7 protein-coding genes are annotated in these 9,886 nt (G+C 57.4%); 6 read left to right on the forward strand and 1 reads right to left on the reverse strand.

Features of this window, described 5'->3' with window-relative positions; all coding sequences use genetic code 11:
• Positions 1-105 precede the first annotated feature (105 nt).
• The 4 genes from L248_RS01330 to cydC are packed head-to-tail and all read left to right on the forward strand — an operon-like array spanning position 106 to position 6,109.
• Positions 106-1,548, forward strand: a complete 1,443-nt coding sequence (locus tag L248_RS01330; RefSeq protein ID WP_040534207.1) for a cytochrome ubiquinol oxidase subunit I — start codon at positions 106-108, stop codon at positions 1,546-1,548.
• On the forward strand, positions 1,545-2,567 hold the full coding sequence (gene cydB, locus L248_RS01335; RefSeq protein WP_022528237.1) for a cytochrome d ubiquinol oxidase subunit II: 1,023 nt from the start codon (positions 1,545-1,547) through the stop codon (positions 2,565-2,567). Before L248_RS01330 ends, cydB begins: the two co-directional genes overlap by 4 nt.
• 28 nt (positions 2,568-2,595) lie before the next feature.
• A complete protein-coding gene (gene cydD / locus L248_RS01340) occupies positions 2,596-4,344 on the forward strand; it encodes a thiol reductant ABC exporter subunit CydD (protein WP_022528238.1) in 1,749 nt (582 codons plus the stop codon).
• Positions 4,328-6,109 (forward strand): thiol reductant ABC exporter subunit CydC, encoded by a 1,782-nt coding sequence (gene cydC, locus L248_RS01345; RefSeq protein WP_022528239.1) that lies wholly within the window; start codon positions 4,328-4,330, stop codon positions 6,107-6,109. Before cydD ends, cydC begins: the two co-directional genes overlap by 17 nt.
• Here the strand turns inward: cydC and L248_RS01350 are convergent.
• The gene (locus tag L248_RS01350) at positions 6,089-7,075 is read right to left on the reverse strand and encodes a polyprenyl synthetase family protein (protein ID WP_022528240.1); all 987 of its coding nucleotides are present in this window, start codon (positions 7,073-7,075) and stop codon (positions 6,089-6,091) included. The two genes, cydC and L248_RS01350, sit on opposite strands and share 21 nt — an antisense overlap.
• A 118-nt stretch (positions 7,076-7,193) precedes the next feature.
• On the opposite strand from L248_RS01350, the gene L248_RS01355 reads away from it, so the two are divergent.
• Together L248_RS01355 and L248_RS01360 are read left to right on the forward strand one after the other, a co-directional pair.
• Complete coding sequence (locus tag L248_RS01355) at positions 7,194-8,117, forward strand: 1,4-dihydroxy-2-naphthoate polyprenyltransferase (RefSeq protein WP_022528241.1); 924 nt, start codon at positions 7,194-7,196, stop codon at positions 8,115-8,117.
• Between the two features lie 130 nt (positions 8,118-8,247).
• On the forward strand, positions 8,248-9,384 hold the full coding sequence (locus L248_RS01360; protein WP_022528242.1) for an LCP family protein: 1,137 nt from the start codon (positions 8,248-8,250) through the stop codon (positions 9,382-9,384).
• Positions 9,385-9,886 lie beyond the last annotated feature (502 nt).

The raw sequence follows: 9,886 nt of genomic DNA on the forward strand, positions 1-9,886 counted from the left end.
ACCGTGCCCACCACGTTCCAGTCCATTTTGCCGGAGCTTGCGGAGCTTTGGCACGGTGCTTGGAAGAGTTCTGTCACAGCCCCAACATATAAGGGGGGGATATTCATGATCGGTTTAGCAAGTGTGCTGGACTTATCGCGGTTTCAGTTCGCGATGACCACCATTTTCCACTTCTTCTACGTGCCGTTGTCCATCGGGACAGCCCTCGCCGTAGCCATCATGGAGACCATTTACGTCAGGACCAAGAAGCCATTGTACAAGTCAATGGCTCAGTTCTGGGGTAAGATTTTTCTGTTAAGTTTTGCCGTTGGGGTCGTCACCGGGATCATTCAGGAGTTCCAGTTCGGGATGAACTGGTCCAACTACTCACGGTTCATGGGGGACATCTTTGGTGCGCCTTTGGCCATTGAAGCGCTGTTGGCGTTCTTCATGGAATCGACCTTCATCGGTGTCTGGATGTTCACGTGGGACCGGTTCAAGCCGGGCGTCCACGTGATATTCATTTGGCTGACTTGGTTAGGCTCCACATTGTCTGCCATTTGGATTTTGGCCGCCAACAGCTTCATGCAGCACCCGACTGGCTTTGAGATCAATGCCCAAACCGGTCACGTGCGCTTGACCAGTTTCATGGCCGTTGTGGCTAACCCGCAATTATGGGTCGAGTTCCCGCACGTGATTTTCGCGGCGATTCTCACCGGCGGCATGGTCGTCCTGGGGATGAGCGCCTTCGGTTTGCTGCGCAGCAAACAGAAGCGCGAATTCTTCACCAAGTCGGCCAAGGTCGGTGCTTGGCTGGCGCTCGTCGGGTCATTGCTGACGATTGCCGCCGGCGATATGCAGACCCGCTACATTATCAACGATCAGCCGATGAAGTTTGCGGCCACTGAAGGGATTTATAAGGACACGACCGATCCGGCACCGTGGCAAGCCGTCGCCTTGATCGATACGAAGACCAAGACGGTGAAGTCCAGTGTGGACATTCCGTACTTACTGTCCATCCTTTCTTATCACTCTACGAGCGGTTCCGTGAAGGGTATGAATACCATCAACAAGGAACTGCACGCAAAGTACGATAAGAAATTCGGTGCCAATATGAATTACTACGTGCCGGTGAAGACCCTGTTCTGGAGCTTCCGGTTCATGGCCGGTGTGGGAGTACTCAGCGCGTTGCTGACGTTCCTGGCCCTGCTCTGGAGTCGGGCGAAGAAAGACACGCTCGCTGATAAACGCTGGTTCCTGTGGATCCTCGGCATCTGCACGTACCTGCCGTTTGTCGGCACGACCGGCGGCTGGCTGATTACCGAACTGGGCCGCTATCCGTGGGTTGTCTATGGCTTGCAGACGATTGCTGATGCGGTCAGCCCGACGACGACCGCAGGGCAGTTGTGGTTCACGAACATCGTGTACTTCGTCCTGTTCTGCGTGCTGGGCGGCGTGATGGTCTTCTACTCTCGGCGCACATTGCACCATGGGCCGGACTACGACGCTTCCGAGGTAAACGATACGAAGCAAGTACACGGTAACGCAAGGGAGGCGTATCAAGCATGACGATCTTGCAATTATTGTGGTACGGCGTCATTGCGCTGCTGTTCGCGATCTTCCTGTTCCTGGACGGCTTCGACTTCGGCGTCGGTATGGCCACTCGGTTGGTGGCGCAGACCCCGGCTGAGCGGCAACTGTACATGCGGGCGATCGGTCCGCATTGGGATGGCAACGAAGTGTGGCTGATTACCGCCGGCGGGGCAATGTTTGCTTCCTTCCCGCTGTGGTATGCCAGTCTGTTTTCCGGGTATTACATCCTGTTGTTCCTGACCCTGGTCGCGTTGATTTTACGCGGTGTGTCCTTCGAGTTTTCGGCACATGCCGAGACACCGCGGGAGTTGGCCGTGTGGCAGTGGGCCAACTTCTGCGGCAGCCTGCTGGCCCCTTTCTTCCTGGGTATGATGCTCACCAGCATGATCCAAGGGGTGCCGATGGATGCCCAGGGTAACATCTGGGCCGGCTTCTGGCAGGTCTGCAACTGGTTGTCCATCGTCGGCGGGGTCGCCACGGTGTACTTCAGCTTCCTGCACGGCTTGCACTTCTTAAGCCTGAAGCTGCCGGCGGTGGACGCCCGCAAGATGCTCCACGTTTCCAGTAAGGTCTACTGGATTGCTTATCCGGCTTTAATCGTCTTTGTTCTGCTGGCGATTTTCCAGACGGACTTCTATACGGCGCGGCCGCTTTCGACCTGGCTCATTACCGTCATTATTCTGGCGGCCACGATCTGCGGTCACTGGGCTGCGGCCCACGTCCGGGGCGGCATTGCCTTCATTAGTACCGGTGTCACCTTGGCCGGCGTGATTGCGTTCATCTTCAACGGCCTCTTCCCCCGGGTGCTCATCGGCGTGCCGGCGAAGAACAGTCTGCTGATTCAGAATGCCTCCGCGTCGCCGAAGACATTAACGATCATGACGATCGTGCTGGTTTGCCTGCTGCCCATCGTCCTGATCTACTTCATCTGGAGTTACTGGATTCAGCGCAAGCGCATCAGCAGCAGTGACATTCAGGGAGAAAATGGGTATTAACCTCGTCCTTTAAAGGAGTTATACAAACGTGATCGACAAGAGCCTATTTCAGTTTCCCCGCATGCGCCAGCAGATGATGCTGCTCAGCCTGTTATCGTTCATCCAGGCGGCAGCCATCGTCGTGCAGGCGATGGGGTTGACCCAGGCGCTTGTGGCCATTTGGCAATTACGAAAAATATCAGCACTGGCGGTGCCGGTGCTGGTATTTTTTAGTGCATTCATCGTACGCCAATTGATGGATGTCGCGAAGAATGCCGTCGCCACACACTATGCGGATGAGAACATCACGCGGCTGCGGCCGCAGATCCAAGCTCAATATTTTCGTCTCGGGCCGGCGTATTTGCACCGGACCGGGACCGGTTCGGCCGTGACTGTCTTGATTGACGGCCTCGACCAAGTCAAAACGTACATTCAGACCGTGCTGCCGAAGATGACGGACATGATATTTATTCCCACGCTGACGCTCATCTACGTGTGGTACGAGAATTGGCTGAGCGGATTAGTGCTGTTTTTGATGCTGCCGCTGATCTTCTTTTTCATGGCCATCTTAGGGCTGGCGGCCCGGGCCAAGTCGGATCAGCAATACGCTGATTTCACGACGTTAAACAATTCCTTTGTGGATACCATCCTGGGTTTACCCACGCTGAAGGTGTTGGGCATCGCCGACCAGTATGAGGACCAAATCTACACCGTCAGCGAGCGGTTTCGCAAGAAAACGATGAGTGTGATCCGGGTCGCCTTGACCTCCACGTTCGCGCTGGATTTCTTCACCACGTTAGCCATCGCCATCATTGCCGTATTCCTCGGCTTTCGCCTGATCAATGGGACTGTGACGCTCTATCCGGCGCTGGTCAGCTTGATTCTGGCGCCAGAGTTCTTCCTGCCGATTCGGCAATTCGGGGACGATTATCATGCCACTTTGAATGGGAAGAACGCGCTGCAGCAGGTCAATGACTTGCTGGCGACGCCGGCACCCGCCGTGGTGCCGCCGATCGACTGGCCAGGTTGGGGGACGGACAGTACGCTGTCTTTGAGCGGCGTCAGTTTCCGTTATCCGGATGCGGCGAAGGATACCTTTGCGCTCCAAGATATTGGCTTCACAGCGCAGGGCATGGAAAAAATCGCCATCGTTGGCCGTTCTGGCTCAGGTAAGTCGACCATGATGAATCTCCTGGCCGGCTTCAACCAACCTGCCAGCGGCGCCCACATTAGCTTAGACGGGCATGATTTGACCAGCTTCAACCAGCCGCAATGGCAGGACAGTATGAGTTACATTCCCCAGGAGCCGTATATTTTTTCCGCCTCCATTGCGGATAACATTCGGTTCTACGTTCCGGACGCCAGCGACGCTGCCGTAGCCGCTGCTGCCGACCAAGCGGGGCTGACCGATTGGCTGGGCCAGCTGCCAGATGGTTTAGCCACGATGATTGGGGAAGGCCAGCGGGGCATCAGCGGCGGCCAGGGTCAGCGTATCGCGCTGGCCCGGGTCCTGCTGGACAGCCGCCGGAAGATTCTGCTCTTCGACGAGCCCACCGCCCACTTGGACATCGAGACCGAGTATGCCCTGAAGCAGACCCTGGTGCCGCTCTTTGCGGACCATTTGGTAATCTTTGCCACCCACCGGCTGCATTGGCTGCCGGCGATGGACCAGATCATTGTGCTGGAAAACGGCCGCATCAGCGAACAGGGCCGGCTCAGTGACCTGCGCGGTCGAGGCGGAGCGTTAGACCGGTTGATTGAAGAAATGGGGGGTAAACAAAATGCAGTCTTCAAATAATAAGGGCCGCCTGCGTGATTATCTCCGGGCCTGGCACGACGACCACTGGTTCTGGCCGTTTCTGAAACAAAACAAGTGGCGGCTAAGCCTAATCTTTTTCGTCGGCCTGCTGACGTTCATCTGTGCCGCGGCGCTGATGTTTACCTCCGGTTACCTGATCAGTAAATCGGCCACGCATCCGTTCAACATCTTCGCGGTCTATGTCCCCATCGTGCTCACCCGGGCCTTTGGGATCGGCCGGCCGGTGTTCAAATATTTGGAACGGATCAACAGTCACAACTGGGTCCTGAACGTGGTGTCCAAGCTCCGCGTTCAGCTGTATAAGACGCTGGCGAAGGACGCCACATTTCTGCAAGAACACCAGCAAACCGGGAAAATTTTTGGATTACTGGCGGATGACTTGGACCATTTGGAGAACTTCTATCTGCGGATGATTTTCCCCACCGTGGTCGCTTACTTAGTGTGGCTGCTGGTGGTCATTGCCGTCGGTGTCTTCACCTGGCCGGGGGCGTTGTTTGTCGCGGCCGTGCTCGCGTTGATCCTGCTGGTCGTGCCGCTTTTCTCCCTGCGTCAAGCCGGCAGCGTCTACGGTGTCCAAAAAGCGCGTAAGGCTCATGAATACACAGCCGTGACGGAACATTACCTCGGTCTCGGGGACTGGGTGATTACTCACCGGCAGCAAGGCTTCAGTGCCGCCGGCGCCGATGATGCCCAAGTCAACCAAGCCAGCGTCACGCATCAAGAGCGCTTCCAGCGCTGGCGCAACTTCCTTATTCAGGTCATCTTCGGGTTGCTGGGCGTAGCCTTGATCTTTGCCAGCCAGCGTATGCTGGGAACGAGTCAAGCCCAGGCCAACTATGCAGCCGCTGTGGTGCTGTCCCTCTTTCCGCTGATCGACTGCTTTCTGCCCGTGGCCCAAGCCATGGGGGAAGTGCCGTTGTATTCGGATTCCCTGGGCCACTTGAATGAACTGACCGCCAGTGTGGCGGCCGATACGCCGGCGCCGGTGACGCAAGCACCCACGCCGACCGCCATTCACGAGATTCGCTTCGATCATGTCACCTTTGCTTACGGTCCCGATCAGCCGAAGCTGTTGGACGACTTCAGCCTGACGATCCATGGCGGCGAGAAAGTCGCCATTCTCGGTCCCAGCGGGGAAGGAAAAACGACGATCCTGCAGCTCTTGCTGGGTGACTTGACGCCGCAGCAGGGGACGATCACGGTCAATGGCACCCCTGTGGCCGCGCTGCAAGACGCCCGCCCAGCGCTGTACGGTTACCTGAATCAGGCGCCGTTCCTCTTCAACACGACGATTCGGGATAATATCCGGCTGGGGTCGCCGGCCGCGACTGATGAGGAAATTTGGGCTGCCCTGAAGGCAGTGGGCTTGGCCAGTCTAATTCGGTCCCTGCCTGACCAGTTGGCTACCCCAGTCACAGAGTCTGGCCAGCGCTTCTCCGGCGGGCAGCAGCAGCGGCTGGTACTGGCCCGGATCCTGTTGAAAAAAACGCCCGTTCTGTTATTGGATGAGCCCACGATTGGGCTGGATCCAATAACCGAACAGGCGCTGATGGCCATGATCATGAAGGCCAGTGCGGGCCGGACCTTGATTTGGGTGACCCACCACTTGCAAGGGCTGGAACACGCGGACCAAGCGATCTTTCTCACCGATGGGCGCATCACCATGGCCGGGGCGCCGCGGACACTGTACCGCGACAACGCCCGTTTCCGCGCGTTGTACGCCCTAGATGTCGGCCGTTTGTAAGGCCGCTGCCAGATAATCCAGCATTTGGCTCAGCGGCTGGCGCGCAGCACTGACCGGCCATTGGTCGAGCGCTGTCCGGGCCTTGACCAAGTATTCTCGGCCCATGGCAGCCGTGGCGGCGAGAATGTTCGGCCGAGTGTGCAGAAAAGTCAGGATCTCACTGGCTGGTGCACCGGCTTGGAGCAGCACGGCCAATGCCGGGTACTGAGCCATCCCGAGTCGCAGGGGCAGGGTGTAGATACCCGAGGCCAGATCGCTCAACTTCGGTTTGCCGCTGTCCTGTTGCAGCCGAAAGTCATTCAAATCATCCAAAATTTGAAAAGTGATGCCCAGGTTCTCACCAAAAACCGTGGCGGTATCGCGGCTGGCGGCAAATCCGTCCGCGAGCCAGGCGCCAGTTTTTGCGGCCAGACCAAACAACGCCCCGGTCTTCCCCCGGACCGTCTCAATATAGGCCGGGACAGTGGCCGTGGTATCATAAGCTTCAGCTGCTTGCTGCAGCTCGCCCGTGAGGATCTGCTGCATGACCCGGGCGTGGTAGTTCGTGAACGCCAGATCCGGCGCAATATCCGTGATGAAGCGGAAATACCGGGCCAGCAGCTCGTCCCCCAGATAGATTGCCGCATGGTTGCCGTGCTTCATCTGCAGTGTCGGCTGATGCCGGCGGACGGGTGCGTTGTCCAGCACGTCATCGTGCATCAGCGTGGCCAAATGCAGCATTTCAATTGCTGCGGCGCCGGTCGTGACTGAAGGCGGCACCTCTCTGGCAGCCGGCTGGGCTAGCCGGGCAAATAGAATCGTCAACGCCGCCCGCCACATTTTACCGCTGGTGGCCAGGGCGGTTTGGTAATCGGCTGCATAGTGGGGAACGGCCAGCCGCTGGGCACTGAGGATCTCTTGTACCGCCGTGAGGTCCGCCGCAATTAGACTGAAGTCCACTGGCCCGGTGGTTTGCTTGCTCTTCATGACTTTTTTCCTCGGTTCCAATTAATGTCGTACTTCCACTATAGCGAACGGCGAGAGCGCTGTCGAGGGATGGTGCTCATCGCGGCTCGCTGATTGAATAGAAAGCGGGGATTCATCCGTGACGTTAGATGCCTTTTTTGAACTGGTGGAGATCAAGGCCAAAACGGCGTCGATTTTTCCTTTCTTGTTGGGAATCTTGTATTGCCTCTGGAACATGCCGGCCACGGCCAAGGAGTGGGGCAATTGGCTGATTTTCATCATCGCAGCGCTCCTTTTCAACATGGCGGTAGACGCCAATGACAATTATCAAGATTACCGCCGCGCCCTGCACAATGGGGCTGCAGAAGAGTTTCGGCTGGAGACCAACGTCATCGGGACCCGACACCTTTCTCTCAGCCAAGTAGGCTGGCTAACGGTGGGGCTGGTGACCGGCGGCGGGCTGCTGGGCCTCTGGCTGGTGGCCCGCACCGGGTGGCCGCTGCTGGTGATGGGCGTGTTCTGCTTCCTGGTCGGCATCCTCTACGCTGCTGGACCCTGGCCCATTGCCGGCCTGCCGGTGGGGGAGTTCTTCAGCGGCTTCACCATGGGCACGATGATCTTGGCCATCACTGTGTACGTGGGGGTCGGAGAACAAGCCGCGTTGACCGGCGCGACAATTCGGGGCATATTGCTGGCCAGCAGCCCGTTGGCCTTTGCCATCGCTGCGCTGCTCCTGGCAAACAATATCGCCGATTGGCAAGAAGATCTGACCCTGCACCGGCACACCATCGTGCGTTATCTCGGCCAGCGCAACGGGCTGATTTTCTGGTACGTGCTTTACGCTGCCGCCGGCTTGGGGTTGATTGCGGCCGTGGCTGCTCGGGTCCTGCCAGTACTGGCGCTCCTCGCCCTGGTCTGCACGCCCAAGGTCGTGAAAAATTGCCGAGCCTTCACCGCTCGGCCCGAGAAAAAGCCCAGCTTTCACTTCGCCGTGCAGAACCTAGCCCTGATTTCACTCGCGGTGACCGTGGCCACTGCACTGGGCGTGCTGGTTCATTTCTAAAGGCACTGTGCTAAGAGAATCTTTGCATTTCTATTTCAATTAAGCGGGAATGTCGGCGCCATTATCAAGGTATGGTAAGATTATCTCAACGCAACGTTATTTATTCGAGTAATGAAGGTGAACAAACACAATGGACCAACATAACGACCACGACCAAAACGAGAACGAACAGCCACTACCGCCCCGGCGAGAGGATAATCTTCACCACCACGGCCGGGCGGGTAAGGTTTGGAAGGTGATTCTGCTCGTCCTCGTCCTCATCGTGACTGCCGGGGCAGCTTATGGTGTCCGCTTGGCCACACAGGTCAAGGATTCGGCGGATAAGACTTACGTTCCGACCAAGAAAAAGACACCGACTGTTAATTTGGCGGATCAGAAGCCGTTTTCTATCCTGCTGCTGGGCGCTGATACCGGTACAGAAGGCCGTGACGGCTACCGCGGCAACTCGGATACGATGATTCTGGTCACGGTCGATCCCCAGAAGAAGGAGACGACCCTGTTCTCCATTCCCCGGGATACGGCGGCTCAGATTATCGGTGCCAAGACCTTTACCTATCAGAAAATCAATTCGGCATTCAACATCGGCGGTCCGTCGATGGCGATGGATACCGTGGAGAAGCTCCTGAACGTGCCCATCAACTATTATGCCTTGATCGACATGGCGGGCATGAAGAAAATGGTGGACGCCGTCGACGGTATCGATGTCGATGTGCCGTTCTCCTTCGTCAGTACCGAGACGGGCAACCAGAAGTTCACCAAGGGTAAGATGCACCTGAACGGTGACATGGCGTTGGCCTACGCCCGGATGCGCAAGGAAGACAACGAAGGCGACTTCGGCAGGCAAAAGCGGCAGCAGCAAGTCATCACCGCGATTGCCGGCAAGGTCATCTCACTCAATAGCCTGACCCGGGTGCAAAGCATCCTGGACGCGGTCAGTTCATCGATTCAAACCAACATCAAGCTGGGTCAGTTGATGACGATGTACCAGAATTACCAGGGCGCATTGAAGAACATCAAGCAAGACGGGTTGAAGGGTATCGGCACAACGGTCAACGATAACGGCCAGGAAGTGGCTTATGTGGTGACTAAGACCAGTGAGCTGCAGCGGGTGTCCGACAAGGCGCGGACGGCGTTAGGGTTGGACACCGAGACCTTGAACAACGAGGAGACCCGGCAGAACAGCCTGCAGACCACCTTCGACTGGAACTCGCAACTGGATCAGTTCTCGTATACGTTCTATCCGCAAGAAAGCGGCGGCAGTAATTAGCTCGCATCCACTGTGATGAAAAGTGCGGTCCAACCAAGGTATCTGGTTGGACCGCACTTTTTGATGTGGTTATAGGGATTCGCGAAGGCCCGGCGATTTAGGCCGGTACGGCGTTGCGCTTCGCGTTGCCGCCTCGTGGGGCAGGGAAACGATTCGCGAGACCCGGCAATTTGGGCCCTCCGGCTGGCTGGGGCGGCGACGCGAAGCTAGTGCGAAGCCGGTCCTGCGGAGCTAGTACCGGGCTCTGAGCCCCGCCAGCCTCCGGGCCCAAATCGCCTACATCCTATTGGAATGCAAAGTTTCCGGGGCCAGGACACATTCACGGGGAGGGCCGCCCGAGCCTCATACTTACTGGCACCTGCTGTAACGTCCGCGCAGGAGGCTGCCAGGGTTCCATGTCGAGAGAGACTGTTCCAGACTCCGGGAATGTAGGGTGACGGAGGGAGGAGCGGATGGGGGCTCAGCTGTGAAATTATTCTTGGCGGCTTTGCCGCCTAGAATA

The organism is Schleiferilactobacillus shenzhenensis LY-73, from assembly GCF_000469325.1.
GTDB classification, from domain to species: Bacteria; Bacillota; Bacilli; order Lactobacillales; family Lactobacillaceae; genus Schleiferilactobacillus; species Schleiferilactobacillus shenzhenensis.